Consider the following 25,145-nt stretch of genomic DNA (forward strand, 5'->3'; position numbering starts at 1 on the left):
CGTCAAGGGCGCCCGCCGGCGACTGCGAGTCATATGCGAATGGTGATCATCTCTTTCGTACGACAACGAAGTCGGCGAGTGCGGTGAGCTGCTCCCGTACCTGTCCCGGCATGTCGACGCCGTGCAGCGCCTCGATGGCTACCGCGTGCTGACGGCGGGCTTCCTGAGCGGTCCACTCACGGCCGCCCGCCTCCTCGATGAGTGCCGCGCGTGCGGCGAACTCCTCCTCGGAGAAGCTGGCGAAGTCGCTGCTCTTGGCGTCGGCGGCCAGCAGCTCTCCCAGCCGGGCGGAGGCCGGTCCGCCCGCGGCGAGCGCGGCGACGACGGGCAGGGACTTCTTGCGCTGGCGCAGGTCGCTCCAGGTCTGCTTGCCCGTGGACTCCGGGTCGCCCCAGATCCCGAGCAGGTCGTCGACGGCCTGGAAGGCGAGGCCGAGGTGGTAGCCGTACGCCTCCAGGATGTCGGCCGTGCGGTCGTCGGCGCCGCCGAGCACGGCACCGATGGACACGGCACAGGCGAGCAGCGCGCCCGTCTTGTTGCCCTCCATCTCCAGGCACTCCTCGACGGTGACCCGTTCGCGGTGCTCGTAGGAGATGTCCTGGGCCTGCCCGTCGATGAGCTTGCGGGTGGCGGTGGTCAGCCGGCGGGCGGCCCGGCCGGCCTCGACGGTGCCGAGCTCCAGCAGGATCTCGTTGGCCAGCGCGAAGAGCGCGTCGCCGACGAGGATGGCCTGGGCCGGTCCGTGCACCTTCCACACGGTGTCGCGGTGGCGGCGCTGCTCGTCGCCGTCCATCAGGTCGTCGTGCAGCAGCGAGAAGTTGTGCACGAGTTCGACGGCGACCGCGCCGGGGATCCCGGCCTCGGCCGGAGCGCCCGCCACCTCGGCGGACAGCAGGGCGAGCGCGGGGCGCACGGCCTTGCCGCCGTCGCCGTCGGCGGGCCGGCCCTGGGCGTCGATCCAGCCGAAGTGGTAGGCCGCGACGGTGTCCATGGGCGGCGCCAGCCGGTCCACGGCAGCGCGCAGCACCGGCGCTGACAGGGCCCTTCCACGCTCCAGAAGCGCGGTGACGTCCGTGGTGTCCGCCACGGTGTCGGAAGCCGGGTTCGCCGGGGTCACAGACTCTCCTCTTGTTCCGGTGGTACTGCTCATGCCGCCTCCTGCAGCGGATGTTCGTGGGGCCGTCCGAGGGCGTGCAGCGCTGCGTCCGCGGCGCTGAATCCACTGCGGACGGCGCCCTCCATCGTGGCGGGCCAGCCGGTGGCCGTCCATGCGCCTGCCAGGTGGAGTCCTGGGGCACGGGTGTGCGCACCCGGCCTCAGCCGTCCCACGCCCGGGGCGGGCGCGAAGGTCGCGGTGCGTTCCCGGGTGACGAAGAAGTCGCGGACGCCCGCGCCGCGCGTGGCGGGCAAGAGCTTCTCCAGCTCGGGGAGGTAGCGCCCGCGCAGCTCGGCGACGGGCAGGTCGATCTCGTCCTGGGCCGCGGACTGGGACAGTGCGAGGTACTGTCCGCCGCCCTGGAGCCCGGAGGTCGCGGTGCGGTCGAAGACCCACTGCACGGGTGAGCCGAGCGCGGCGAAGAACGGCCGGCGGAGCACCTTTCGGTCGTAGACGACGTGCACGTTGAGGATCGGCGAGTCCGTGAGGTCCAGGAGCCGGCCGGGGTTGTCGATCGCCCCGTCCGGCAGCAGTCCGTGGGCCTCGCCCTGGGGTACGGCCAGGACCACGGTGTCGGCCTCGAACCGCTCCCCGTCCGTCCCGACGGCCCACCGGCCGTCCTCGGTCCGGGTGAGGGAGGCGACCCGGGTGCGCGTGTGGATCCGCACGCCCGCCGATTCGAGCGCCTTGCGGGCGAGGGTGTCGTGGAGTTCGCCGAGCGGCACGGCGGCCCAGCCGATGTCGGCGGCGCCGGGCTCGGAGAGCAGGCCGGTCTTGAAGACCATGGCGGCCAGTGCCATGGAGGCGTTCGGCGCGGTGGCGTTGAGCGTGGCGACACCGACGAGGTCCCAGAGGGCTTCGACGGTGCGCCGGGACTGCCCGTGGCGGCGCAGCCAGGTCGCGAAGTCGACGCCGTCGAGCGCGGGGTCGGCCGGGTCGAGGCGGCCGAGCGCGAGTGCCGCGCGGGCGACGCCCGCCTTCTCGGCGAGCGAGAGGTGCGGGTAGGCGGCGAGTCCGCCGGCGAGGTGCAGCGGCACGGGCAGCCCGGTGCGGCGCAGTCGCCCGAGCCGCGGTCCACGGGCCCGGCCGACGTCGAGCACGGGCACGTCGAGACGTTCCTGCAGCGGGGCGAGGCCGGTTCCCCCGACGCGGTCCAGGAACCAGCGGTAGCCGGTGCAGCAGCGCAGGAAGACGTGCTGGCCGTTGTCGACGGACAGCTCGCCGCGGCGGAAGGAGAAGGCGAGGCCGCCGAGCCGGGGGCGGCCTTCGAGCAGGGTCACGTCGAGCCCCGCGTCGGCGAGACGGAGGGCGGTCGTCACTCCGGCGAGACCGCCGCCGACGACCACCGCGCGCGAGGAGCGCGGCTCCTGGCCGGTCATGCGTGCTCCTTCCGTCGTGCCGTCGCAGTCAGGGACGCGTGGGGTGGGTGCGGGGTTGCGCGCCCGGTGCCGTCCGCGGGGCGCATCAGGCACGTCCCCTGCTGGTACGGCGCGAGATGTAGCGGGCGTCGAGGCCCGACAGCCCGCGTACGGCGACGTAGGCCTTCTCGTGGCCGGGCAGCGAGACCCTGCCGCGCAGGACGGCCTCGGGGTCGCGCTCGATCCGGTCGAGGAGCCGTCGGTAGATCCCGGCCATGGCGGCCACGCAGGCGCCGCTGCGCCGGTCCAGCATCGGCAGCAGCCGGTAGCCCTCGGCGAACAGCGCGCGGGCGCGCCGGACCTCGAAGTGCACCAGGCCGGCGAAGTCGGAGCCGGGGGGCGGCGTGGCCCGGTGGAAGCCGGCGGAGCAGCCGAACTTGGCGAGGTCGTCGGCGGGCAGGTAGGTGCGCCCGTTGCCCGAGTCCTCGCGGACGTCGCGCAGGATGTTGGTGAGCTGGAGTGCGAGGCCGAGGGTGTCGGCGTACTCCGCCGCCCGGTCTGCGCCTGGTGCGCCCGGTTCCGTGCCGAAGACGCCGAGGCTGAGCCGTCCGATCGCACCGGCGACGCAGCGGCAGTACGTCCTGAGGTCGTCCCAGGTCTCGTAGCTCTCGCCGCGCACGTCCATCAGGACGCCGTCGATGAGTTCGTCCAGGCCGCCGAGCGGCAGCGGGAACCGGCGCGCGGTGTCGGCGAGCGCGACGGCGACCGGGTCGGTGTCGTCCTCGTCGACCGCGCCGTCCCTGATCCGGTCGAGCAGCGTCCGGGTGTCCTCCAGCCGGGTCCGCTTGGTCTCCGGGGCCAGCTCGCCGTCGCCGATGTCGTCGACGCGACGGGAGAAGGCGTACAGCGCCGACATGGCCTGCCGCTTCTCGTACGGCAGCAGTCTGATGCCGTAGGCGAAGTTACGGGCCTGCTGTCCGGTGACGGCCTCGCAGTAGCTGTACGCGGCCTGTACCGGTGCCGACATGTACGTCGTCTGTCCCTCCACGGTCCGGCTCACCCCTCTCTGTGCGCTTTTCGCAGGACTACTCCCACTTCGCGCAGCAGCAGCGGCGCGGTGGGTCTGGGCGGTCCGGGCAGTACGTCGAAACCGGCGGCGGAGATCGCGGCGAGGGCGGCTCGCCCTCCGCCGACGAATCCGGCGAGCAGGAGTTTGAGCCTGCCCCGGACGCTGCCCACCAGGGGGATGCCCTCGTCCAGCAGGTCATGGGCGCGCTGCGCCTCGAACGCGATCAGGGCGCGCAGCGACGCGCTCCCGGACGGTACGGCCAGGTCGGATTCGGTGACGTGGAAGCGGGCCATGTCGTCCGCGGGCAGGTAGATCCGGTCCCGGGCGAGGTCCTCGGCGACGTCCTGGAGGTGCTCGGCGATCTGCAGGGCGGTGCAGACGGCGTCGGAGCGGCGGATCCGTTCAGGGCTCGCGGTACCGGTGATCTGCAGGACGAGGCGGCCGACGGGGTTGGCCGACAGCTCGCAGTAGGCGAGGAGCTCCTCGTACGTCCCGTAGCGGCGGACCTTCTGGTCCTGCCGGTTGGCCTCGATGAGCCCGAGGAAGGGGTCCGGGGTGAGCGCGCAGCGCCGCACGGTGGGGCGCAGTGCGCGCATCAGGGGGTGCAGCGGGCCGTCCGCGGTGTCCGCGAAGACGCGGTGGAGGTCGGCCTCCAGGGCGTCGAGCACGGCGAGCCGGTCCTCGGCGGCTCCGGGGTCGACGCCGAGGTGGCGGGCGTCGGCGCCACCGGGCGCGAGATCGCCGTCACCGATGTCGTCGACGAGGCGGGCGAAGCCGTAGACGGCCATCAGGTCCTCGCGCCAGGCGCGGGGCAGGAAGAAGGGGGCCACGGGGAAGTTCTCGTCCGCGGCCTTGTCGAGGGTGGGGGTGGCGTCGGTACGCGCCTGTCGCGTACGGGTCACGGCGTACCAACCGACGCGGAGACGGCGAACCCACATCGGAGCTGGAGATTTCCCATCATTGCCGTCATATCTCCCGTTCTACACTGCTGACCCAAAACATCCCTTTTCGGACACGCCGCTCGCCGCCCCGAGTGCGACAGGCTCACAACGGGTGATGTGCTGGGGGGCGTATCACCCCACATTGCCGCGAATCAGCTCCGGTACAGCTTACGTTGTGCAGCTCACAGGACCGCGCCGGGGTGCGACGCGTCCCGCTGCGACCCTTCGATCTCCGCCAACCTTCCCCGGATTCCGGTCGATTGACGTCATCCGGCGGGAGGAGATACCCGGTGCCCTCCGCCCCGCGCACCGCAGTGGCCCCCGCCGCTGTCTGCGGCGGGGGCCACTGGAACGGAGGGACCTACTTGCCGGTCTCCCGCTCGTACGCCTTGAGCACTTCTTCGGTGGGGCCGTCCATCAGGAGTTCGCCCCGCTCCAGCCACAGCACGCGGTCGCAGGTGTCGCGGATCGTCTTGTTGTTGTGGCTGACGAGGAAGACGGTTCCGGCCTCCTTGCGCAGCTCGCGGATCCGCTCCTCGGAGCGCACCCGGAACTTGCGGTCACCGGTGGCCAGCGCCTCGTCGATCATGAGGACGTCGTGGTTCTTGGCCGCGGCGATCGAGAAGCGCAGCCGCGCCGCCATGCCGGAGGAGTAGGTCCGCATGGGCAGCGTGATGAAGTCGCCCTTCTCGTTGATCCCCGAGAAGTCCACGATGTCCTGGTAGCGCGCGCGGATCTCCTCGCGGCTCATGCCCATCGCGAGACCGCCGAGCACGACGTTGCGCTCGCCGGTCAGGTCGCTCATCAGCGCGGCGTTGACGCCCAGCAGCGACGGCTGGCCGTCCGTGTAGACCTTGCCGTGCTCGGTCGGGAGCAGTCCGGCGATGGCCCGGAGCAGGGTGGACTTGCCCGAGCCGTTGGTGCCGATGAGACCGATCGCCTGGCCGCGGTAGGCGGTGAAGGAGACCCCCCGCACCGCGTGCACCTTGCGTACGCCGCGCGGCTCGTGGTTGCCGCGCCGCATGATCCGGCTGAGCGCCGCGGTGGCGCTGCCCTTGCCGCCCCCCGTCCCGTTGACCCGGTACACGATGTGTACGTCGTCGGCGATCACGGTGGGGATGTGTCCCTGGGACGATTCCTCAGCCACGGCCGTACCGTTCCTCTGCCTTCCAGAAGTACACGAAGCCCAGGACACCCACGACGAGCGCCCAGGCGAGCCCGACGGCCCAGACGTGCTGCGGCAGGTTCTCGGAGCCGTAGCCGTCGATCAGCGCGAAGCGGACCAGGTCCATGTAGATGGCCGCCGGGTTGTACTGCAGCACGTCCGCGATCCACTGCGGCTTGTCGGCCAGCATCACCGGGATGGAGAACATGACGCCCGAGGCGTACATCCAGGTCCGCATGACGAACGGCATCAGCTGCGCGAGGTCCGGGGTCTTGCTGCCCAGCCGGGCCATGACCAGGGCCAGACCGGTGTTGAACACGAACTGCAGGGCCAGCGCCGGGATCATCAGCAGCCAGGAGAGCCTGGGGTAGCTGCCGAAGCCCACGGCCACCGCGAGCAGCACGATCATCGAGTACAGCAGCTGCTGGAGCTGCTGGAGCGAGAACGAGACGGGCAGCGAGGCCCGGGGGAAGTGCAGGGCGCGGACCAGGCCGAGGTTGCCGGCGATGGACCGCACCCCCGCCATGACCGAGCTCTGGGTGAAGGTGAAGACGAAGACGCCCGTGACCAGGAACGGGACGAAGACCTCCTGGCTCATCCCCCTGCTGGTGCCCAGGATGAGCCCGAAGATCAGGAAGTAGACCAGGGCGTTCAGCAGCGGGGTGGCGACCTGCCACAGCTGGCCGAGCTTGGCCTGGCTGTACTGCGCGGTCAGCTTGGCCCTGGAGAACGCCAGGATGAAGTGCCGGCGGCCCCAGAGCTGCCGGACGTACGCGAACAGCCCGGGCCTGGCACCGCTCACCGTCAGACCGTACTTGTCGGCCAGCCGGGAGGCGCTCAGCCCCTCGTCGGCGGACGGCGGGCTGCTCAGCGCAAGCCCGCCGTCGTGGGTCGTATCACTCACAGGTAAGAACTCTCGTCTTCACAATGCGCAGCCGGACGCGGGTGCGGCCAAGGCGGACAGGTCCCGTACACAACGAACAGGGCTCATGGTCTCAGAGGCGAGCCTCTCAGATCACAGGCGGTCGGCCCAGTCTGGTGAGGCGCCACACCGTACGCCACCTCATGGGGCGCCGGGGCCCGCAGGGTGTCGTCCAGCCTTCCCGGAAACCTCCGAACCACGCCTTGAGCGCGGGCCTGGAGGGCCTGCGGACCAGCGTGAGCAGCAGCCAGACCCCGACGTACACGGGGACGAGCGGTGCGGGCAGGTTCCGGCGGGCCAGCCAGACCCGGTTGCGGGCCACCATGCGGTGGTAGACCGCGTGCCGCGAGGGAGCGGTGGTGGGGTGGTTGAGCACCATGTCCGCGCGGTAGTCGATCATCCAGCCGGCGTCCAGGGCCCGCCAGGCGAGGTCGGTCTCCTCGTGCGCGTAGAAGAAGTCGTCGGGGAGCGGGCCGACCTCGGCGATCACCCGGGTACGCACGGCGTTCGCCCCGCCGAGGAACGTCGTCACCCGGGACGAGCGCATCGGGTCGGCCGCCCGCAGCCGCGGCACGTGCCGGCGCTGGGTGGCCCCGGTGTCCGGGTCGGCGATGCGGAAGGTGATGATGCCGAGTTCCGGGTCGGCGTCGAAGGCCTGCCGGCACAGCTCGGCGGTGTCCTTCTTCGGCAGCAGCCCGTCGTCGTCGAGGAACAGCAGCGCGTCCACGTCGGTGCCGGCGGCGCCGAACGCCTCGATGCCGACGTTGCGTCCGCCGGGGATACCCAGGTTCTCGGGCAGCTCCACGGTCCGCACGCCCGCGGGCACGTCGGGCACCGGGGCGCCGTTGCCGACCACGACCACCTCGATCCGGTCGCCGTCCTGGACGGCGACCGAATCGAGCAGGGCACGCAGTTCGTCCGGGCGGTTGCCCATGGTGATGATGACCGCGCCGAGTTTCATGGGGGAGCTCACTTCAGCCTGCTGGACGCCAGGATCGACACCAGGTGCAGGACGGTCTGGAGAAGGGCGATGCCGGCCAGGACGGCGACCGCGAGGCGGCTGAAGAAGAGGTCGTCCCTGACCGTGTCGAGGACGGCGACCACCAGGATGACGAACGACGCCTCGATGCCGAGGATCAGCCGGTGGAACTTGAGCGCACCGGCGGCCCGTCGGGCGAACGCCATGCCGGAGGAGCGCGGCTCGGACGCGGCCTCCTTGACGGGCGGCAGCCCGCCCTGGTGACGGGCGACCCCGACGAGGTCGGTCTCGGCCTTGATCAGGATGGCGCCGAGCGCGGCGAGCGTGCCCAGGAAGGCCCACAGCCAGTCGACGCGTCCGGGGCCCCACAGGTCGGCGGCACGCAGGCCGAAGCCGACCAGCACCGCCGCGTCGCACAGATAGGCGGCCACCCGGTCCAGGTAGACGCCGCCCAGCGAGAACTGCTTCTTCCAGCGGGCCACTTCACCGTCGACGCAGTCGAACAGCAGGTACAGCTGGACCGCGAGCACACCGAGCAGGGCCCCGGGGATGCCGGGGATCAGCAGGGCGGGCACCGCGAGCACACCGGCGACGGTCATCACGTAGGTCAGCTGGTTGGGCGTCACCCTGGTGGTCACCAGGCGCCGGGTGATGCGCAGCGAGACCTCGCGCATGTAGAGCCGACCTGCCCAGTGCTCGCCACTGCGCCGGTCCTTCACGCCCGGAGGGTGCACGACCGGGCGGAGTTCAGCTATGGATGGCTTTTGCATAGTCGGCGTACGCGTCCCTGATCTGGTCGGTGGACAGGTTGAGGTGTTCCAGGATCGTGAAGCGTCCCGGGCGCGTCTGCGGGGCGTACTCGACGGCCCGCACGAACTCGTCGGCGGTGAAGCCGATCTCACCCGGCAGTACCGGCAGCCCGTGGCGCCGCAGCACGGACGCCATGTGCCGCGACTCCTCGCGGGCGCCCCGCAGGTGCATGGCGAAACAGGCGCCGAGGCCGACCTGCTCGCCGTGACTGGCCGCACGCTTGGGGTACAGCAGGTCGAAGGCGTGGTTGATCTCGTGGCAGCCGCCCGAGGCGGGCCGGGAGTCACCGGCGACCGACATCGAGATGCCGGTCAGGACGAGCCCTTCGGCCAGCACCTTGAGGAACGCGTCGTCGCCGACCCCGCCGGGGTGGCGCAGGACGGCTTCACCCGCCTGCCGGGCCATGGCCGCCGCGAGTCCGTCGATCTCCTCGCCCTGGATCTCGTGGGCGAGCTCCCAGTCGGCGACGCAGGAGATGTTGGAGACCGCGTCCCCGATGCCCGAGCGCACGAAGCGCGCGGGGGCCTCGCGGATCACGTCGAGGTCGATCACGACGGCGATCGGGGTGGGGACCCCGTAGGAGCCGCGCCCGTTGTCGTTGTCCAGGGTCGCGACCGGGGAGCAGAGCCCGTCGTGGGACAGGTTCGTCGCGACGGCGACCATGGGCATGCCGACCCGCGCCGCGGCGTACTTCGCCACGTCGATGATCTTCCCGCCGCCGAGGCCGACGACGGCGTCGTAGCGGTTGCCCTTGATGCCGTCGGCGAGCCGGACCGCGGAGTCGATCGTGCCGTCGGTGACCGGGTACCAGTCGGCTCCCGGCAGCAGCGGGGCGATCCTCTCGCGCAGGGCGCGCCCCGATCCTTCGCTGATCGCGATGGCGAGCTTGCCCGACGCGGAGATCCGCTGGTCGGCGAGGAGACCGGCCAGATCGTCCATGGCGCCGCGCCGGATGTCGACGACGACCGGGGACGGGATGAGGCGGGTCAGTACAGGCACGCGATCTCCCTGCCGCGGGCGAGGTCGTCGTGGTTGTCGATCTCCACCCAGGTCACCTCGCCGATCGGGGCCACGTCGATGGTGAGGCCACGGTTCACGAGCTCCTGGTAGCCGTCCTCGTAGTAGAGGTCGGGGTCGCGCTCGAACGTGGTCCTGAGCGCGTCGGCGAGCTCCTCGGCGGCCTCGGGCTCGATCAGTGTGACGCCGATGTACTCGCCGGTCGCGGTGGCCGGGTCCATCAGCTTGGTGATCCGGCGCACCCCCTTCTCACCGTCGGTGATGACCTTCATCTCCTCGTCGGCGAGGTTCTTCACCGTGTCGAGCGCGAGGATGATCCTCCTGCCCTCACCGCGGGCGTCCAGCAGGGTCCTCTCGACGGAGACCGGGTGCACGGTGTCGCCGTTGGCGAGGATGACGCCCTGCTTCAGGACCTCACGGGCGCACCAGAGGGAGTAGGCGTTGTTCCACTCCTCGGCCTTGTCGTTGTCGATGAGCGTCAGCTTCACGCCGTACGTGGCCTCGAACTCGGCCTTGCGGGCGTAGACGGCTTCCTTGCGGTAGCCGACGACGACCGCGACCTCGGTGAGTCCGACCTCGGCGAAGTTGGCCAGGGTCAGGTCGAGGACCGTCTTCTCGCCGTCCACGGGCACCAGGGCCTTGGGCAGGGTGTCCGTGTAGGGACGCAGACGGCGTCCGGCACCGGCAGCCAGTACGAGGCCGATCATGCGAGTTCTCCTTCGTCGTGTACGGCGGGGGCCGAGGAGGACACCCAGAAGCGGATGGACTCCACGAGCACCACCAGAGCCACGGCCGCCGCGAGCGCGGTCAGAGCCGTGGTGAAAGCTGAGGCTCCGGTCAGTACGGCGGCGAGTACGGCCACGACCAGGGTCCGGCCCTCGTGCCCGCCGATGGTGCGCACCAGCCACTGGGGCGGGGCGCCGGTACCGCCTCGGATGCGGTAGACCGTGTCGTAGTGATGGTAGGCGACTGCTGAAACCAGGCCGAATGCCGCGGGAACGGCGTGCGGCACATCGCTGCGGGCCGCCAGGACGAGGACCGTGCAGTATTCCGCGGCCCGGAAGACCGGGGGCACCAGCCAGTCGAGCGCGCCCTTGAGCGGCCGCGAGACCGCGAGGCCCGAGAAGACCGCGTACACCGCCGCGGCGCCGACGGTCAGCGGGCCGCCGTAGGGCGTGAACAGGGCCGCGGCGACCAGCACCAGGGCTCCGGTGAACGCCAGCAGCGGGGCGGTGAAGCCACCGCCCGGGCGGCGGACCACGGCGGCGACCGCCTGCGCGAGCGGTCCCGAGTCGGCGAGGTCGGCCAGCGCACCCGCCGCCCGGTCGGTGCGCCGCGCCTTGCGGGTCAGCGAGCGGAGCAGCCGGCCGGCCGTGGTGTAGCAGGCGGCCAGGGAGCAGCCGACGAGGAGGGCGTAGAAGACGATCCGGGGCGTGGTGACCGCGGTCAGCACGGCGATCATGGCCCAGCGTTCACCGATGGGCAGGACTATCATCCGGCGCAGCCAGACCGTCCAGCCGACGCTGTCGAGCCTGTCGGAGAGCGCGGCGGTGGGGCTCGTGTTGGAGACCGCGTCGTGGTTGGCCTCGTTGAACGAGAAGTCGACGACGTGGCGGCAGGCCTGGAGCACCATCGCGCCGAGTGCGAGGACCCACACGTCGTCGCCGCCCCGGGCGGCACCGAGGGCGAGGCCCGCGTAGTACGCGTACTCCTTGGCCCGGTCGAAGGTGGCGTCCAGCCAGGCGCCCATCGTCGAGTACTGCAGCGAGTAGCGGGCGAGCTGCCCGTCGGTGCAGTCCAGGACGAAGGAGAGGAGCAGGAGCACGCCGGCCGCGACGTAGCCGCCGCGGGTGCCGGTCGCCGCGCTGCCGGCCGCGATCAGTGCGGTGATCAGCGATGCGGTGGTGACCTGGTTCGGGGTGAGGCCCCGGCGGGCGCACCAGCGGGCGATGTAGCGGGAGTACGGGCTGATGAAGTAGGTGGTGAAGAACCCGTCGTGGGCCTTCACGGCGCTGCGCAGCCGTACGGCCTCGTCGTCCACGGCGGCGACGGCGGCCTGTGCGGCGCCCCGGTCCTCGGGGCCGGTGGGTACCGCGGCGGTGAGCGAGCCCAGCTCGGGTCGCTGCACCGGGGTGCCCTCGGCGTCCAGGGCCACCGCGAGGCGGCCGGGCACCGTGCGGTCCTCGGCGACGGGTTCGGCGCCGGGGGCGGCCACGGGGCTGCCGGCGCCGACCGCGGCCACGACCCTGCGCAGGGCGCGGAGCAGCGCGGGCCGTGCCTCGGGCTGCGCGGTGAGCGCTCCGGGGACGGTGGCGGCGGCGAAGCGGGGGTCGGTGAGTCCGAGCCTGAGGGCGTGGACATGGCCGACGAAACGGGGGTCGACGAGGGCGACGCGCCGGTTCGCGGGAACCGCCGCGAGCAGTTCGGCGGCCTCGGTCGCGCCGGTGGCGGCCCTTACGTCGAAGCCGAGTGACCGCAGATCGTCCTCGAGCGACGATCCGGGTACCGGCGCACCGGTGAGGATGGCGGTCGACAGACGAACTCACTCCTTGGTGCTGACGGGAACGGCGCGCGACAGTGCGGCCCGGAGGCGGGCCGGCGGCGCATCGGCTGAGGCTATCGGATGAACGGAAGGCCGAGTTCACCGACCGTTTGTGCTCCGTTCGGGCGAACCGGCCATGATGCGGCGCCGTTCGCGATCATCATCGTCGATCAGTGCCTCGCCCCACAAACCGCACCCGGCCCACGACCTGCGGGCCGGGCGGGGGGAGGGCCGCGCCGTGCCGGGCGCCGGTCGGCCTAAGCTGACGCGTATGACGTGGTTGATCACAGGCGGGGCCGGTTACATCGGGGCACATGTGGCGAGGGCCATGACGGGGGCCGGGGAGAAGGTCGTCGCGCTGGACGACATCTCGACGGGCATCGCCGGGCGGCTGCCCGCGGACGTCGAGCTGGTGCGCGGCTCGGCCCACGACCGGGGGCTGCTCGACCGGGTGCTGGCCGAGCACGCGATCACGGGTGTGGTGCATCTCGCGGCGAAGAAGCAGGTCGGCGAGTCCGTCGAGAAGCCGCTGCTCTACTACCGGGAGAACGTGGCCGGCCTCGCCGTGCTCCTGGAGGCCGTGGTCGCGGCAGGTGTGCGGAGGTTCCTGCTCTCCTCGTCCGCGGCCGTGTACGGCGTCCCGGACGCCGACCTCATCACCGAGGAGACCCCGTGCGCGCCCATCAACCCCTACGGCGAGACCAAGCTCGTCGGTGAGTGGATGGTGCGGGCGGCGGGGCGGGCGCACGGGCTCTCCACGGCCTGTCTGCGGTACTTCAACGTGGCGGGTGCCGCCGGGCCCGAGCTGTCCGACACGGGTGTCTCCAACGTCGTGCCGATGTTCTTCGACCGGCTGACGCGCGGTGAGGCGCCGCGGATCTTCGGCGACGACTACCCGACGCCGGACGGCACCTGTGTCCGTGACTACATCCATGTCGCCGATCTGGCGGACGCGCACCTCGCCGTGGCCGGGAAGCTGGCCGGCCAGGCCGCGGGCGAGGACCTGACCGTGAACATCGGCCGCGGCGAGGGTGTCTCGGTGCGGCAGCTCGCGGACCTGGTGGGCGAGGTCACCGGCCGGCCCGTGGAGCCCGTGGTCGAGGCACGCAGGCCGGGTGACGCGGCCCGCGCCGTCGCGTCGGCCGCCCGGATGACCGAGGAGCTGGGCTGGACGGCCCGGCGCGGGGTGCGCGAGATGGTCGAGTCGGCCTGGGAGGGCTGGTGCCTGCGCCATCCCGAGGCCCGCGCCGAGTGAGCCGGGGCATTGCGCCGACGCTCTGACCTGCAAACGTTTCCGCAGGTCAGAGCACATGACAACGGTGTTCAGTCCCGTGTTGCCCGATACCCCCGGCCCGTAGTTCACTGTGCCGTACCGGGCGGTCGGCGCCCGAGTGCCACGAGGCGTTCCGGAGGCGTTCCATGGGGGCTGGCCACGATCACGGGCATACGCGCCAAGGGCCGCCGGGCACGGCCGCCGCCGCGTACCAGGGCCGCCTCAGGGTCGCACTGGGGATCACGCTCGGCGTCATGGTCGTGGAGGTCGTCGGCGGGCTGCTCTCCGACTCCCTCGCGCTGATCGCGGACGCGGCCCATATGGCGACCGACGCGCTCGGCCTCGGCATGGCCCTGCTCGCGATCCACTTCGCCAACCGGCCGGCCGGACCCAACCGCACCTTCGGCTTCGCCCGCGCCGAGATCCTCGCGGCGCTGGCCAACTGTCTGCTGCTCCTGGGGGTCGGCGGCTATCTGGTGTTCGAGGCCGTGGACCGCTTCATCACCCCGGCCGGGACGCGCGGCGGACTCGCCATGGCCTTCGCCGCCGTGGGTCTGGTCGCCAACGTCGTCTCCCTGTCCCTGCTGATGCGCGGGCAGAAGGACAGCCTGAATGTGCGGGGCGCCTATCTGGAGGTGGTCGCGGACACCCTCGGTTCGGTCACGGTGCTGGTCTCCGCGGGCATCATCATGGCCACCGGCTGGCAGGCCGCCGACCCGATCGCCTCGCTGCTGATCGGTCTCATGATCGTCCCGCGGACGGTGAAGCTGCTGCGCGAGACGCTCAACGTGCTGCTGGAGTCGGCGCCCGAGGGCGTCGACATGGAAGAGGTACGCGCCCACATCACGGCCCTGCCCGGGGTGCTGGACGTCCACGACCTGCACGCCTGGACGATCACCTCGGGCATGCCGGTCCTGTCCGCGCACGTGGTCGTGCACCAGGAGATGCTGGACTCGATCGGGCACGAGAAGCTCCTGCACGATCTGCAGGGCTGCCTGGGCCATCACTTCGACGTCGAGCACTGCACCTTCCAGCTGGAGCCCAGCGGGCACGCGGAGCACGAGGCGAGGCTCTGCCACTGAGCGGGACCGGGTGTCAGGGTCCCCGCGTACGTTCGAGCGCGGAGCCCGGGGGAGAGAAGGAGCTGAGGTCGATGACTGTCGCGACGACGGCTGCCCGGCGCAGCAACCGGTCCTTCCTCATCTCCCGGGTTCTCGGCTAGCTCCGCGGCTGTTCCACGCCGCCGGGTCGGCCGGAACCCACCCGGGCCGAGGCGGCGGTGGCCGACGCGTTGCGCACCGACCCCGACGCCTGGCTGCCCGGTCTGTCGTACGTGGCCGAGGCCCCGGACGGTTCCGTGGCGGCACACGCCTGCTGACCCGGTGCCGGATCGGGGACGCGCCCGCGCTCGCGCCGGCCCCGGTGGCGACGGCCCCGGGTCATCAGCACCGGGGAGCGGGCCGGGCGGTCGTGCGGGCGGCTCTGGGCGCGGCGCGGCTGCGGGGCGAGTCACTCGTCCTGGTGCTCGGTCATCCCGGCTGTCCCCCGGCGTTCGGCTTCGTACCGGCGTCGCGTTTCGGGATCCGGGCCGGCTTCGACGTTCCCGACGAGGCGATGATGGCGCTGGTCCTGGACGCGTCCGTGCCGGTACCGGCGGGCACGATCCGCTATCCGGCCGCCTTCGGGGTCCGACGCGGCGTCCGCCCCGGCGTGCCCGTCGGGGTACCGGGGCGGACATGCCAGCTCCCGAAGTGCGGACAAGCGGCTTTTGTACGGCAGACTTGTCCGACCAGAGGGCTCGGCGCACCAGGCCGGGTGCCAAAGCGAAGGATGGGTATGCCGACCACACCAGCCACCGCGGCGCACAGCTCGTCGAACGGCACCGCAGACGCGATCATGCTCGAACTGGTCGACGAGAGCGGCACCACCATCGGCACCGCGGAGAAGCTCGCCGCCCACCAGGCTCCCGGTCAGCTGCACCGGGCGTTCTCCGTCTTCCTCTTCGACGAGCAGGGGCGGCTGCTGCTGCAGCGCCGCGCGCTCGGCAAGTACCACTCCCCCGGTGTGTGGTCGAACACCTGCTGCGGTCATCCGTACCCGGGTGAGGCGCCCTTCGCGGCAGCCGCCCGGCGCACGTACGAGGAGCTGGGGATCTCCCCCTCGCTGCTCGCCGCCGCGGGCACGGTGCGCTACAACCACCCGGACCCGGTCTCGGGGCTGGTGGAGCAGGAGTTCAACCACCTGTTCGTCGGCATGGCCCAGGAGCAGCTGCGGCCGGACGCCGAGGAGGTCGGCGAGACGGCGTACGTGACCGCGGGTGAGCTGGCGGAGCGGCACGCGGCCGCCCCGTTCTCCGCCTGGTTCATGACGGTGCTGGACGCCGCGCGCCCCGCCGTCCGGGAGCTGACGGGTCCGTCCGCGGGCTGGTGACATCGCGCGGCGGACGCGGGCGGCGGCGCGGGCGACGGAACGGGGTTCGCGGCGCGTCGTGTGGGGGACGTGGGCGGCGACGGGGCGAGGTGCGGGGACGTCGCGGCCGACGTGGGTGGTCAGAGCCGCGTCTTCAGAGGCAGCGCCGCCCAGATGACCTTGCCGCCTCCCGCCGTGTGCTCCACGTCGCAGGTGCCGCCCGCCTCGGCGGTGACCTCACGGACCAGCAGGAGCCCCCGCCCGCCGGTCTGCCCGTAGTCGGCGACCAGGGCGGTGGGGCGGTAGGGGTGGTTGTCCTCGACGGAGACCCTGATCCATTCGGCTCCGACGGCCACCTCGACGGCGAGCTCGGGCGAGAGCAGCGCCGCGTGCCTGACCGCGTTGGTGACCAGTTCCGAGACGATCAGCAGCAGGCCGTGCAGGACGTCGTCGTCGACGGGTACGCCCTGCCGGTCGATCAGGTCCCGCACCGCGTGCCGGGCCTGCGGTACCGAGGCGTCGACGGCGGGGGCGGTGAAGCGCCACACCCCTTCGTACGACGAGGGACGGGCCGGAACACTCCCGCGGCTCTCCATGGACCGGCACCCGCTCTCGACTCGTACCTCAGTGACTATCGAGTAATGAGTGTCGGGAAGAGCCTGGTCCGTACCGACACTCTGACCACAAGTGGTCGGTTATAGAAACAATGTGGCCGAGTGGGTATGACAGCGTCAGATGAAGGGGCTATTTCTCGTCCGCTTCGGGCGTCATCTGGTCGGTGACCAGGCTGACGACGCGTCGGCCGCCGACCCCGATCGCGATCAGCCCGAGACCGTCGAAGAGCAGGGCCAGCGAGAAGAAGCAGCCGAGCACGTAGAGGCTGCTGTGCGGCCAGTCGAAGAGCACCAGCAGTCCCAGCAGCAGCCCGAACGCCCCTTGCAGGAGCGTCCAGCCGAACTGCGGGCCGCGCACGACCACGCTGCCGACCAGCCGGAACACTCCCCCGGTGAGGAAGAGCAGTGCGGCGAACATGGTCAGCGCCTCGGCCGTGCCCTCCGGGTGACGCAGGACGACGACCCCGGCCGCGATGTTCAGCGCGGCGACGACCACGCCCAGCCAGAAGTACGGGGTGCCCCGGGCCTGGATCGCGTGGAGGAGGCCGACGAGGCCTCCGACGAGCAGCAGCCAGCCGAAGAGGAACATCGAGGTGAGGGTGGCGACACCGGTGTAGACGAGGCCGACGAGCCCCGCGATCACCAACAGGACACCGAGCACTGCGAGCCCGCCGAAACTGCGGTTGAGCTTCTTGCCCTCGGTCGTGGGTCCGGCCATCGACAGCTCCTCAGGGTGCGTGCCCGCTTCGCGACCCCTTCCCGATCATAGGTACGGAGCGTACGGATAGCATCCGGCGCATGGATCCCAGGGAGCAGGCGCGGCTGGAGCACACCGTCTCGGACGGCGTCGCCCGCGTCGTCATCAGCAACCCCGCCAAGCGGAACGCCATGACCACGGACATGTGGCGTTCGCTGCCCGGCCTGCTGGAGCGGCTGGCCGCCGACCCGGCGGTCCGGGTCCTGGTGCTCACCGGCGCCGGTGACACCTTCTGCGCCGGCGCGGACATCGGCTCGCTCCGGGAGCCGGGCAGCCCGGCGCAGGAACTCGCCGTGCGGGCGGAGGAGGCCCTGGCGGCCTTCCCCCGCCCGACGCTGGCCGCGGTGCGTGGGTACTGCGTGGGCGGCGGTGGTCAGCTCGCGGCGGCCTGCGATCTGCGGTTCGCCGAGGAGGGCGCGTCGTTCGGTGTCACCCCGGCCAGGCTCGGGATCGTCTACCCCTCCTCGTCGACGCGGCGGCTGGTCGCGCTGGTCGGCCCGGCCACCGCGAAGTTCCTCCTCTTCTCGGGCGAACTGATCGGCACGGAGCGGGCCCTGCGCGCGGGCCTGGTGGACGAGGTGCTGCCGGCGGGTGGACTGGAGGCGCGGGTGCGGTCGTTCGCACGGGTACTGGCGTCGCGTTCGCAGCTGACCCAGGCCGCGGCGAAGGAGTTCGCCGACGGCCGTACGGACCGGGACGCGTACTGGTCGCAGCAGGCGCGCGCAAGCGGCGACACCGCGGAGGGGGTCGCCGCCTTCCTGGAGCGCCGTACGCCCCGCTTCGCCTGGACCACGCCGTCGGCGGGGACGGCCGCTAGCGCAGGATGAACCGGCTGCCGTCCCGGAACTTCTCGACCAGGGCGGCCGGGGCCTTCGCGGGTGACCCGGCGTCGTAGGGCGGCTGGGGGTCGTACTCGGTGAGGAGCTGGACGGCCTGGGCGTGCTCGTCCCCGGCGATCCGGCCGAGCAGGGTGAGACCCATGTCGATGCCGGAGGACACCCCGGCGGCCGTGACGTACTTGCCGTCGAACACGACGCGCTCGCCGGTCGGCTCCGCCCCGTAGGTCCCGAGGACGTCGAGGGCCAGCCAGTGCGAGGTGGCGCGGCGGCCGTCGAGCAGTCCGGCCGCCGCGAGCAGCAGCGACCCGGTGCACACCGAGGTCGTCCAGGTGCTGGTGGCGTCGGCCGTGCGCAGCCAGCCGAGCAGGGTCTCGTTCTCCATCTGTGCGCTCTGCCCGGGACCGCCGGGCACGATGACCAGGTCGGGGGCGGGGACGTCGGCGAGCGTACGGTCGGCGACGAGCGAGAGGCTGCCGCTGTCGTTGCGCACCGGCCCGGTCCGCTCGGCGACGAACACGGTCTCGGCTCCGGGGGTGCGGCTGAGGATCTCGTAGGGGCCCACGGCGTCGAGGGCGGTGAAGCGGTCGAAGAGCACGATGGCGATCTGCACAGGATTCCTCGGGGTCGGTGTCAGGACTGCACGGGCTGTGGGCGGAAACGCCGCCGGTATTCGGCCGGCGCCGTTCCGAGTGCCTTGACGAAGGCGCGGCGCATCGCCTCCGGGGTGCCGTAGCCGCTGGCGCGGGAGATTCCGGCGACACCGTCGGTGGTGTCCTCCAGGAGGCGGCGGGCCTGTTCTAGGCGGACCCGCTCGACGTAGCGGCCCGGGGTCAGACCGGTCTCGGCCTGGAAGGCGCGGGCGAAGTGGCGGGGTGAGAGCCGGGCGCGGGCCGCGAGGGCCTCGACGGACAGATCGGCGTCCGGGTGTTCGGTGATCCAGTGCTGTACGTCCCGCAGCGGCTCGCGGACGGCGGTCTGGGCGGTCAGCTGGGCGCTGAACTGGGCCTGGTTCCCCGGGCGCCGCAGGAAGACGACGAGGTGGCGGGCCACGGTGAGCGCCGCGTCGCGGCCGTGCTCCTCCTCCACCAGGGCGAGTGCCAGGTCGATGCCGGCGGTGACGCCCGCCGAGGTGGCCAGCCGTCCGTCGCGTACGAAGATCGGGTCGGGGTCCACCTCGACCGCCGGGTGGTCACGGGCGAGCGTCTCGCAGACGGCCCAGTGGGTGGTCACGCGGTGGCCGTCGAGCTGCCCGGCCTCGGCGAGCAGCAGGGCCCCCGTACAGACGGAGACCAACTGCCCGGCGTGCGGGGCGTTCTCACGCAGCCAGCCGATGAGTGCCGGATCGGGGGCGCGGGTCCCGGACCCGCCGGGGACGAGGAGCACGTCGGGCACGTCCGCGTCGGCGAGAGGGCCGTCCGGGACCAGGGTGAGGCCGTTGGAGCAGCGGACCGGCGCACCGGTCAGGGAGGCGGTGCGCAGCTCGTAGGAGATCCCGGGGAAGTGGGAGGCCCCGGCGAAGACCTCCATCGGGCCGCTCACGTCGAGGCTCAGCACGTCCTCGAAGAGGACGACGAGTACGGATCGCTGCTTCATGTCCGCCATCCTGGGCGGCGCGGCCGGATGGCCGCAATGACGAGTTCCCCACCTTTCCTGCCATCCTGGGGTCACTGGTGAGATGCGGTCCATGTCACCCGGGCCCCGGGGTTCCTAGCGTACTGACCAGTCGGTAACGTGCTGGTATGAGCACTCTCCCGCCGCGCGCAGGGCGCCGCTGTCACAACTCGGTCAACCCCTTGCACTCCTGCGTCTACTTCTCCCCCGACCTGGGCAAGGAGTTCGCCGAGCTCGGCGTCGACGACCCGAGCGCCGCCTATTTCGCCGCCCGCGGCGCGGCGCTGGGCGCCGTCGGCGCCGGAGCGGTCACGGCCACCTTCTACAACTTCAACCACGAGCTGGTGGCCCGCCATCTGCCCGCCGTGTGGTCCGTGGTCCCGCCCCGGGCGGCACTCGGCGCGCGGCTGCGTGCCGCCGACTCGACGCTGCGCCGGGTGCTCGGCGAGGACGCCGTCGCCTCCGCCGGGATGGTGGAGGCCGCCGGGCTCGCCCTGCGCGCCGCGGAGGCCTGCACGCGCCACGCCCGGCCGCTGTACGCCGCCCACGCCGATCTTCCGGTGCCGGACGAGCCGCACCTGGCGTTCTGGCACGCGGCGACGCTGCTGCGCGAGCACCGGGGCGACGCCCACCTCGCCGCCCTGCTCGCGGCCGGACTCGATCCCGTCGAGGCCATGGTCAGCCACACCGCGACCGGCAAGGGCATGACGCCCCGCTGGGTCCTCGCCACCCGTGGCTGGCGGCGTACCGACTGGGACGCGGCGGTGGAGCGGCTGCGCGGGCGCGGCCTGCTGGACGACGCGGGCGAGCTGACGGACGCGGGCACGGCCCTGAGGGCGGACCTGGAGGAGGCGACGGACCGGATGGACGCCGCGCCGTACGAGCACCTGGGGGCGCGGGGCGTGGAGCGGCTGACGGAGCTGGCGCGCGGTTACCTGTTCGCCGCGGCGGCCGCCGGGGCGTTCCCGGACGGCCTCGTCGGGAAGGGCTGAGCCCGGGGTCGTCCAGGGGACGGATGAGCGCGGCCGATGTTTACCGGCCGCGGTCCGGGTCAGGCGCACAGACACGACAGCCCCGACGAAGGAGAACACCATGCGCACCATCGCAGACATCTTCCGCACCATCGGCTCCGCCGTGGGCACGGTGGTGACACTCCCCTTCCGCCTGGTGGCCAAGCTCTTCGGCGGCGCGTCGCGCGGCGGCCGGACCCGGCGCGCCTGAGCGAACGCTCCGGCGGCGCCGCGTCCGACGAGGTCACGCGACACGGCACCCGGCCACCCGGCACAATGCAGGCGAAGGGGACCACCCCGGATGTGGACCATTGCGTGGCCCACAGCCAGCACAGCCAGTACGAGAAGGCGAGTCGGGAAAACCGTGACGACGTCCATCGAAGGCAGGATCGCCGAGGAGCTCGGCGTACGCGAGCGTCAGGTGAAGGCCGCCGTCGAGCTGCTCGACGGCGGCTCGACCGTGCCGTTCATCGCGCGCTACCGCAAGGAAGCGACCGAGATGCTCGACGACGCGCAGCTGCGCGGGCTCGAGGAACGGCTGCGGTATCTGCGGGAGCTGGAGGACCGTCGCACGGCGGTCCTCGACTCCGTACGCGAGCAGGGCAAGCTCGACGCGGCGCTGGAGGCGCAGATCCGGGCGGCCGACACGAAGGCGCGCCTGGAGGACATCTATCTGCCCTTCAAGCCGAAGCGCCGCACGAAGGCGCAGATCGCTCGCGAGGCGGGGCTGGAGCCACTGGCGGACAGACTGCTCGGCGACCCGTCGGTGGACCCGTCGGCCGCCGCGGCGGCGTTCGTCGACGCGGACAAGGGTGTGGCGGACCCGGCGGCGGCCCTGGAGGGTGCCCGCTCCATCCTGGCCGAGCGTTTCTCGGAGGACGCCGACCTGACCGGTGAGCTGCGTGAACGCATGTGGTCGCGTGGGCGGGTCGTGGCGAAGGTGCGCGACGGCAAGGAGGAGGCGGGCGCGAAGTTCGCCGACTACTTCGATTTCGCGGAGCCGTTCACCGCGCTGCCCTCGCACCGGGTCCTGGCCATGCTCCGGGGCGAGAAGGAGGACGTCCTCGACCTGGTCCTGGAGCCCGAGGAGCCCCGGGACCAGGCCGAGCAGCCGGGCCCGTCCACGTACGAGAACATGATCGCCCGCCGGTTCGGCGTCGCCGACCGTGGCAGGCCGGGTGACAAGTGGCTGGGCGACACGGTGCGCTGGGCCTGGCGGACACGGATCCTGGTGCACCTCGGGATCGACATGCGGCTTCGGCTGCGCACGGCGGCGGAGGACGAGGCGGTGCGCGTCTTCGCGTCGAACCTGCGTGACCTGCTGCTCGCCGCACCGGCCGGCACCCGTGCGACGCTGGGGCTCGACCCCGGCTTCCGTACCGGGGTGAAGGTCGCCGTCGTGGACGCCACCGGCAAGGTCGTCGCGACGGAGGTCATCTACCCGCACGTGCCGGCGAACAGGTGGGACCAGTCGCTGGCCACGCTGGAGCGGCTGGCGAAGGAGCACCAGGTCGACCTGATCGCGATCGGCAACGGTACGGCGTCCCGCGAGACCGACAAGCTCGCCGGTGAACTGTGCGACAAACACCCCGAGTTGAAGCTCACCAAGGTGATGGTGTCGGAGGCGGGCGCGTCCGTTTACTCCGCGTCGGCCTTCGCCTCGCAGGAACTCCCCGACATGGACGTGTCGTTGCGTGGCGCCGTGTCGATCGCCAGGCGGCTGCAGGACCCGCTGGCCGAGCTGGTCAAGATCGACCCGAAGTCGATCGGCGTCGGCCAGTACCAGCACGACCTGTCCGAGGTGAAGCTGTCGCGTTCACTGGACGCGGTGGTGGAAGACTGTGTGAACGGTGTCGGCGTCGACGTCAACACCGCCTCGGCACCGTTGCTCTCCCGGGTGTCGGGCATCGGTTCCGGCCTCGCCGAGAACATCGTGGCGCACCGGGACACCAACGGTCCGTTCCGGTCCCGCCGGGCACTGAAGGACGTGGCCCGGCTGGGCCCGAAGGCGTACGAGCAGTGCGCGGGCTTCCTCCGGATCCGGGGCGACGACCCGCTGGACGCGTCGAGCGTGCACCCGGAGGCCTACCCCGTGGTGCGGACGATGGCGAAGACGACGGGCGGGGACGTCGCCTCGCTCATCGGCAACACGGGCGTCCTGCGGTCGCTGCGGGCCGACGACTTCGTGGACGAGAAGTTCGGACTGCCGACGGTCTCGGACATCCTCAGGGAGCTGGAGAAGCCGGGCCGTGACCCGCGCCCGGCCTTCAAGACCGCCACGTTCAAGGAGGGGGTCGAGAAGATCGGCGACCTCGCGGCCGGGATGGTGCTCGAGGGTGTCGTCACGAACGTCGCGGCGTTCGGCGCGTTCGTGGACATCGGCGTGCACCAGGACGGCCTGGTGCACGTGTCGGCGATGTCGCGGACGTTCGTCAAGGACCCGAGGGATGTCGTCAAGCCGGGCGACATCGTGAGGGTGAAGGTCATGGAGGTCGACATCCCACGCAAACGGATCTCGCTGACGCTGCGGCTGGACGACGAGGCCTCGGCCGCGCAGAGCGGCGGCCAGGGGCAGGGCCGGCGACGTGAGCGCAACGGTCAGGGCGACGGCGAGCGCCCGCCGCGCCAGCGGCAGGGCGGTCAGGGGCAGAGCGGACAAGGTTGGCGGCAGGAGGCGCAGGGTGGCGGCCAGGGACAGCGGCAGGGTCACGGCGGCGGCCAGGCGCGTGGGCGCGACGGTGACCAGGGCGCCGTCGCCCGTCCGGCCGCCGCTCCGGCCAACAGCGCGATGGCCGACGCGTTGCGGCGCGCAGGACTGACGGGTCCCGACCGCGGCGGCCGTAAGCGCTGAGGCGACGGAGCGGGCGGACGGGACTCCTCCCGTCCGCCCGCTCCGTGCGTTCCGGGCCCCGGAGCGCACGGAGCGGGCGGCACACGGCCGTTACGTGGAACGGGCATCGCCCGAAGCATTGACATGCTCAGGACCCGCCGTCACCCTGATGCCAGTCACCGAAGAAAGCGCTTGCAGAACGAACGGCGCCAGTCGGCACATCGCACGGGCCGCGCACCGCACATCCGCGCGGACGACACCGTCGCCGATTGGACCACCCCCGGGCGGCCATCGCCACCATGGCCGCCCGGGACCCACGGCCACCCCGGCACATCGCGCCGGCTGATCGTCCGTACCAACTTCTTGACCGTCCGAGGTGGGTGACGTACCGTCACCGCTGTTCATATACGCGAACCTGGTTCATTGATCAGAATTTGTTCGAGAGCCAGGCACGCCCTTCACCACCGCACCCATCCACTGACAGGTGCCTGCGGAGTACACCGCAGGCGGTGAGAGGAATTTCTAGTGCGTACCAGGAATCAGCACGTCAGAAGGCGTGGCGGCCGCGCGGCCGCCTCACTTGTCGCCACGGTTTCGGTGATCGCCGCAGGCCTCACCGCGCTGTTCGCGACCGGCTCGGCGACAGCCGCACCCGCCGCGGGCTCGTACAGCCTGAAGAACGCGGCCAGCGGACTGTGTCTGGGCGTACCGGGGGCGAGCTCCGCCGCGGGCACCCAGCTCGACCAGAGCGCCTGCGACGGCGCGGCCGACCAGACGTGGAAGCTCACCGCCTCCGGCAGCGGCTACACGCTGGCCGCCGCGCACAGCTCCCGGTGCGCCGGGGTGAAGGACGCCTCCACCAGCGCGGGCAAGGCCGTCGAACAGCAGAACTGCGTTGGTACGGCGACCCAGGTGTGGACGCTGACGGCGGTCAGCGGCAACACCTACCGGGTGGTCAACGGCAACGGCGGCAAGTGCCTGAACGTCAAGGACAGCTCGACGGCCTCGGGCGCCCTGGTCCAGCAGAACTCCTGCGACTCGGTGACCAGCAAGAACTGGACGTTCACCGCGTCGGGCACGACCCCCACGGACCCGCCCACCGATCCGACCGACCCGCCGACCGACCCGCCGACGGACCCGGGCTCCCGGCCGTCCTGGCCGACGGCCAACGGCAGCCAGGCCGTCTCCGCGACCATCGAGGTCTCGGGCACGTACGACGGTGGCCTGAAGCGCCTGTACGGCTCGGGTGACCTGGGCAGTGGTGGCCAGGACGAGGACCAGCCCCCGATGATCAGGCTGGCGGACGGCGCCACCCTGCAGAACGTCATCCTCGGCGCTCCGGCCGCGGACGGTGTGCACTGCGCGGCTACCTGCACCCTCAAGAACGTCTGGTGGGAGGACGTGGGCGAGGACGCGGCCACCTTCCGCGGCGGCTCCTCCTCGACGGTCCGTACGATCGACGGCGGTGGCGCGAAGCTGGCGGAGGACAAGGTCTTCCAGCACAACGGTGTCGGCACCCTCATCGTGAAGAACTTCCAGGTGGACGACTTCGGCAAGCTGGTCCGCTCCTGCGGCAACTGCTCCACGCAGAACGCCCGGCACATCCAGCTGCAGAACATCTGGGCGACGGCCCCCGGGACGAGCCTGGTCGGCATCAACACCAACTACGGCGACACGGCACGGATCTCGGGCGTCACGATCTACGAGGACGGCGACCGTGACATGAAGATCTGTACCAAGTACAGGGGAACGACCAGCGGCGAGCCGAGCGAGATCGGTTCGGGAGCGGACGGCACGAACTGCCTCTACTCCTCGTCCGACATCCGCTACGTCGACTGACGTC

At 71.8% G+C, this 25,145-nt stretch carries 23 protein-coding genes and 2 pseudogenes; 10 read left to right on the top strand and 15 right to left on the bottom strand.

The window, feature by feature from the left end:
* Positions 1 to 46: 46 nt before the first annotated feature.
* The 11 genes from ACFWVP_RS15345 to ACFWVP_RS15395 all read right to left on the bottom strand — a co-directional run bounded on the left by ACFWVP_RS15345 (position 47) and on the right by ACFWVP_RS15395 (position 11,896).
* On the bottom strand, positions 47 to 1,150 hold the full coding sequence (locus tag ACFWVP_RS15345; protein ID WP_384496862.1) for a polyprenyl synthetase family protein: 1,104 nt from the start codon (positions 1,148 to 1,150) through the stop codon (positions 47 to 49).
* Positions 1,147 to 2,535: a hydroxysqualene dehydroxylase HpnE gene (gene hpnE / locus ACFWVP_RS15350; RefSeq protein WP_384496864.1), complete on the bottom strand. Its 1,389-nt coding sequence runs from the start codon at positions 2,533 to 2,535 to the stop codon at positions 1,147 to 1,149. The genes ACFWVP_RS15345 and hpnE overlap by 4 nt, the downstream gene beginning before the upstream one ends.
* A gap of 85 nt (positions 2,536 to 2,620) precedes the next feature.
* Positions 2,621 to 3,541, bottom strand: coding sequence for a presqualene diphosphate synthase HpnD (gene hpnD / locus ACFWVP_RS15355; RefSeq protein ID WP_384496866.1), 921 nt, complete (start codon positions 3,539 to 3,541; stop codon positions 2,621 to 2,623).
* Positions 3,542 to 3,570: 29 nt separating this feature from the next.
* Positions 3,571 to 4,485: a squalene synthase HpnC gene (gene hpnC / locus ACFWVP_RS15360; RefSeq protein ID WP_384496868.1), complete on the bottom strand. Its 915-nt coding sequence runs from the start codon at positions 4,483 to 4,485 to the stop codon at positions 3,571 to 3,573.
* A 400-nt stretch (positions 4,486 to 4,885) separates the two neighbouring features.
* Positions 4,886 to 5,671 (bottom strand): ABC transporter ATP-binding protein, encoded by a 786-nt coding sequence (locus ACFWVP_RS15365; RefSeq protein WP_384496869.1) that lies wholly within the window; start codon positions 5,669 to 5,671, stop codon positions 4,886 to 4,888.
* Complete coding sequence (locus tag ACFWVP_RS15370) at positions 5,664 to 6,593, bottom strand: ABC transporter permease (protein WP_384496871.1); 930 nt, start codon at positions 6,591 to 6,593, stop codon at positions 5,664 to 5,666. Before ACFWVP_RS15370 ends, ACFWVP_RS15365 begins: the two co-directional genes overlap by 8 nt.
* Before the next feature lie 106 nt (positions 6,594 to 6,699).
* A complete protein-coding gene (locus ACFWVP_RS15375; protein WP_384497139.1) occupies positions 6,700 to 7,572 on the bottom strand; it encodes a glycosyltransferase family 2 protein in 873 nt (290 codons plus the stop codon).
* An 8-nt stretch (positions 7,573 to 7,580) separates the two neighbouring features.
* Complete coding sequence (locus tag ACFWVP_RS15380) at positions 7,581 to 8,360, bottom strand: CDP-alcohol phosphatidyltransferase family protein (RefSeq protein ID WP_384496873.1); 780 nt, start codon at positions 8,358 to 8,360, stop codon at positions 7,581 to 7,583.
* Entirely contained in the window at positions 8,338 to 9,399 is a 1,062-nt protein-coding gene (locus ACFWVP_RS15385) for an iron-containing alcohol dehydrogenase family protein (RefSeq protein WP_384496875.1), read from the bottom strand. Before ACFWVP_RS15385 ends, ACFWVP_RS15380 begins: the two co-directional genes overlap by 23 nt.
* Positions 9,387 to 10,124 carry a sugar phosphate nucleotidyltransferase gene (locus tag ACFWVP_RS15390; RefSeq protein ID WP_384496877.1) on the bottom strand — a complete coding sequence of 246 codons (738 nt, stop codon included), beginning with the start codon at positions 10,122 to 10,124 and terminating at the stop codon, positions 9,387 to 9,389. The genes ACFWVP_RS15385 and ACFWVP_RS15390 overlap by 13 nt, the downstream gene beginning before the upstream one ends.
* Positions 10,121 to 11,896, bottom strand: a complete 1,776-nt coding sequence (locus tag ACFWVP_RS15395; protein WP_384497141.1) for a DUF5941 domain-containing protein — start codon at positions 11,894 to 11,896, stop codon at positions 10,121 to 10,123. Before ACFWVP_RS15395 ends, ACFWVP_RS15390 begins: the two co-directional genes overlap by 4 nt.
* A 334-nt stretch (positions 11,897 to 12,230) precedes the next feature.
* Here ACFWVP_RS15395 and galE point away from each other — a divergent pair, with 334 nt between their 5' ends.
* The 4 genes and pseudogenes from galE (at position 12,231) to idi (ending at position 15,662) form a co-directional block, all read left to right on the top strand.
* Positions 12,231 to 13,214, top strand: a complete 984-nt coding sequence (gene galE / locus ACFWVP_RS15400; RefSeq protein ID WP_384496879.1) for a UDP-glucose 4-epimerase GalE — start codon at positions 12,231 to 12,233, stop codon at positions 13,212 to 13,214.
* Between the two features lie 164 nt (positions 13,215 to 13,378).
* Positions 13,379 to 14,314, top strand: a complete 936-nt coding sequence (locus tag ACFWVP_RS15405; RefSeq protein ID WP_384496880.1) for a cation diffusion facilitator family transporter — start codon at positions 13,379 to 13,381, stop codon at positions 14,312 to 14,314.
* A 176-nt stretch (positions 14,315 to 14,490) separates the two neighbouring features.
* A pseudogene (locus ACFWVP_RS15410) lies at positions 14,491 to 14,921 on the top strand (GNAT family N-acetyltransferase); the annotation flags it as partial.
* 147 nt (positions 14,922 to 15,068) lie between these two features.
* Complete coding sequence (idi, locus tag ACFWVP_RS15415; protein ID WP_384496882.1) at positions 15,069 to 15,662, top strand: isopentenyl-diphosphate Delta-isomerase; 594 nt, start codon at positions 15,069 to 15,071, stop codon at positions 15,660 to 15,662.
* 119 nt (positions 15,663 to 15,781) lie between these two features.
* Here the strand turns inward: idi and ACFWVP_RS15420 are convergent, their stop codons facing one another.
* Positions 15,782 to 16,237, bottom strand: a complete 456-nt coding sequence (locus ACFWVP_RS15420; protein WP_384496883.1) for an ATP-binding protein — start codon at positions 16,235 to 16,237, stop codon at positions 15,782 to 15,784.
* Positions 16,238 to 16,385: 148 nt separating this feature from the next.
* The gene (locus tag ACFWVP_RS15425; RefSeq protein ID WP_384496884.1) at positions 16,386 to 16,973 is read right to left on the bottom strand and encodes an HdeD family acid-resistance protein; all 588 of its coding nucleotides are present in this window, start codon (positions 16,971 to 16,973) and stop codon (positions 16,386 to 16,388) included.
* Between the two features lie 80 nt (positions 16,974 to 17,053).
* On the opposite strand from ACFWVP_RS15425, the gene ACFWVP_RS15430 reads away from it, so the two are divergent.
* A complete protein-coding gene (locus ACFWVP_RS15430) occupies positions 17,054 to 17,839 on the top strand; it encodes an enoyl-CoA hydratase/isomerase family protein (RefSeq protein ID WP_384496885.1) in 786 nt (261 codons plus the stop codon).
* Here the strand turns inward: ACFWVP_RS15430 and ACFWVP_RS15435 are convergent.
* A complete protein-coding gene (locus ACFWVP_RS15435) occupies positions 17,826 to 18,461 on the bottom strand; it encodes a DJ-1/PfpI family protein (protein WP_384496887.1) in 636 nt (211 codons plus the stop codon). The two genes, ACFWVP_RS15430 and ACFWVP_RS15435, sit on opposite strands and share 14 nt — an antisense overlap.
* A gap of 20 nt (positions 18,462 to 18,481) precedes the next feature.
* A complete protein-coding gene (locus ACFWVP_RS15440; RefSeq protein ID WP_384496888.1) occupies positions 18,482 to 19,444 on the bottom strand; it encodes a GlxA family transcriptional regulator in 963 nt (320 codons plus the stop codon).
* A gap of 146 nt (positions 19,445 to 19,590) precedes the next feature.
* On the opposite strand from ACFWVP_RS15440, the gene ACFWVP_RS15445 reads away from it, so the two are divergent.
* The 5 genes and pseudogenes from ACFWVP_RS15445 (at position 19,591) to ACFWVP_RS15465 (ending at position 25,141) form a co-directional block, all read left to right on the top strand.
* Entirely contained in the window at positions 19,591 to 20,454 is an 864-nt protein-coding gene (locus ACFWVP_RS15445; RefSeq protein WP_384496890.1) for a hypothetical protein, read from the top strand.
* A 100-nt stretch (positions 20,455 to 20,554) separates the two neighbouring features.
* On the top strand, positions 20,555 to 20,683 hold the full coding sequence (locus ACFWVP_RS15450; protein ID WP_384496891.1) for an LPFR motif small protein: 129 nt from the start codon (positions 20,555 to 20,557) through the stop codon (positions 20,681 to 20,683).
* 153 nt (positions 20,684 to 20,836) lie between these two features.
* A complete protein-coding gene (locus ACFWVP_RS15455; protein ID WP_384496893.1) occupies positions 20,837 to 23,323 on the top strand; it encodes a Tex family protein in 2,487 nt (828 codons plus the stop codon).
* 576 nt (positions 23,324 to 23,899) lie between these two features.
* Positions 23,900 to 24,370: pseudogene (locus tag ACFWVP_RS15460) on the top strand (RICIN domain-containing protein); the annotation flags it as partial.
* A complete protein-coding gene (locus ACFWVP_RS15465; protein WP_384497143.1) occupies positions 24,344 to 25,141 on the top strand; it encodes a pectate lyase in 798 nt (265 codons plus the stop codon). The pseudogene ACFWVP_RS15460 and the gene ACFWVP_RS15465, both read left to right, overlap by 27 nt.
* Positions 25,142 to 25,145: the final 4 nt, after the last annotated feature.

This window comes from Streptomyces sp. NPDC058637 (assembly GCF_042717325.1).
In the GTDB taxonomy this organism is placed as follows: domain Bacteria; phylum Actinomycetota; class Actinomycetes; order Streptomycetales; family Streptomycetaceae; genus Streptomyces.

What these genes read in the sequence shown, in the direction of transcription:
- ACFWVP_RS15405 (WP_384496880.1), top strand. Translation starts at nt 13,379, where the DNA reads ATGGGGGCTGGCCACGATCACGGGCATACGCGCCAAGGGCCGCCGGGC.
- ACFWVP_RS15450 (WP_384496891.1), top strand. Translation starts at nt 20,555, where the DNA reads ATGCGCACCATCGCAGACATCTTCCGCACCATCGGCTCCGCCGTGGGC.
- galE (WP_384496879.1), top strand. Translation starts at nt 12,231, where the DNA reads ATGACGTGGTTGATCACAGGCGGGGCCGGTTACATCGGGGCACATGTG.
- ACFWVP_RS15380 (WP_384496873.1), bottom strand. Translation starts at nt 8,360, where the DNA reads ATGCAAAAGCCATCCATAGCTGAACTCCGCCCGGTCGTGCACCCTCCG.
- ACFWVP_RS15425 (WP_384496884.1), bottom strand. Translation starts at nt 16,973, where the DNA reads ATGGCCGGACCCACGACCGAGGGCAAGAAGCTCAACCGCAGTTTCGGC.
- ACFWVP_RS15390 (WP_384496877.1), bottom strand. Translation starts at nt 10,124, where the DNA reads ATGATCGGCCTCGTACTGGCTGCCGGTGCCGGACGCCGTCTGCGTCCC.
- ACFWVP_RS15445 (WP_384496890.1), top strand. Translation starts at nt 19,591, where the DNA reads ATGAGCACTCTCCCGCCGCGCGCAGGGCGCCGCTGTCACAACTCGGTC.
- idi (WP_384496882.1), top strand. Translation starts at nt 15,069, where the DNA reads ATGCCGACCACACCAGCCACCGCGGCGCACAGCTCGTCGAACGGCACC.
- ACFWVP_RS15420 (WP_384496883.1), bottom strand. Translation starts at nt 16,237, where the DNA reads ATGGAGAGCCGCGGGAGTGTTCCGGCCCGTCCCTCGTCGTACGAAGGG.
- hpnD (WP_384496866.1), bottom strand. Translation starts at nt 3,541, where the DNA reads ATGTCGGCACCGGTACAGGCCGCGTACAGCTACTGCGAGGCCGTCACC.
- ACFWVP_RS15375 (WP_384497139.1), bottom strand. Translation starts at nt 7,572, where the DNA reads ATGAAACTCGGCGCGGTCATCATCACCATGGGCAACCGCCCGGACGAA.
- ACFWVP_RS15430 (WP_384496885.1), top strand. Translation starts at nt 17,054, where the DNA reads ATGGATCCCAGGGAGCAGGCGCGGCTGGAGCACACCGTCTCGGACGGC.
- ACFWVP_RS15345 (WP_384496862.1), bottom strand. Translation starts at nt 1,150, where the DNA reads ATGAGCAGTACCACCGGAACAAGAGGAGAGTCTGTGACCCCGGCGAAC.
- ACFWVP_RS15440 (WP_384496888.1), bottom strand. Translation starts at nt 19,444, where the DNA reads ATGAAGCAGCGATCCGTACTCGTCGTCCTCTTCGAGGACGTGCTGAGC.
- hpnE (WP_384496864.1), bottom strand. Translation starts at nt 2,535, where the DNA reads ATGACCGGCCAGGAGCCGCGCTCCTCGCGCGCGGTGGTCGTCGGCGGC.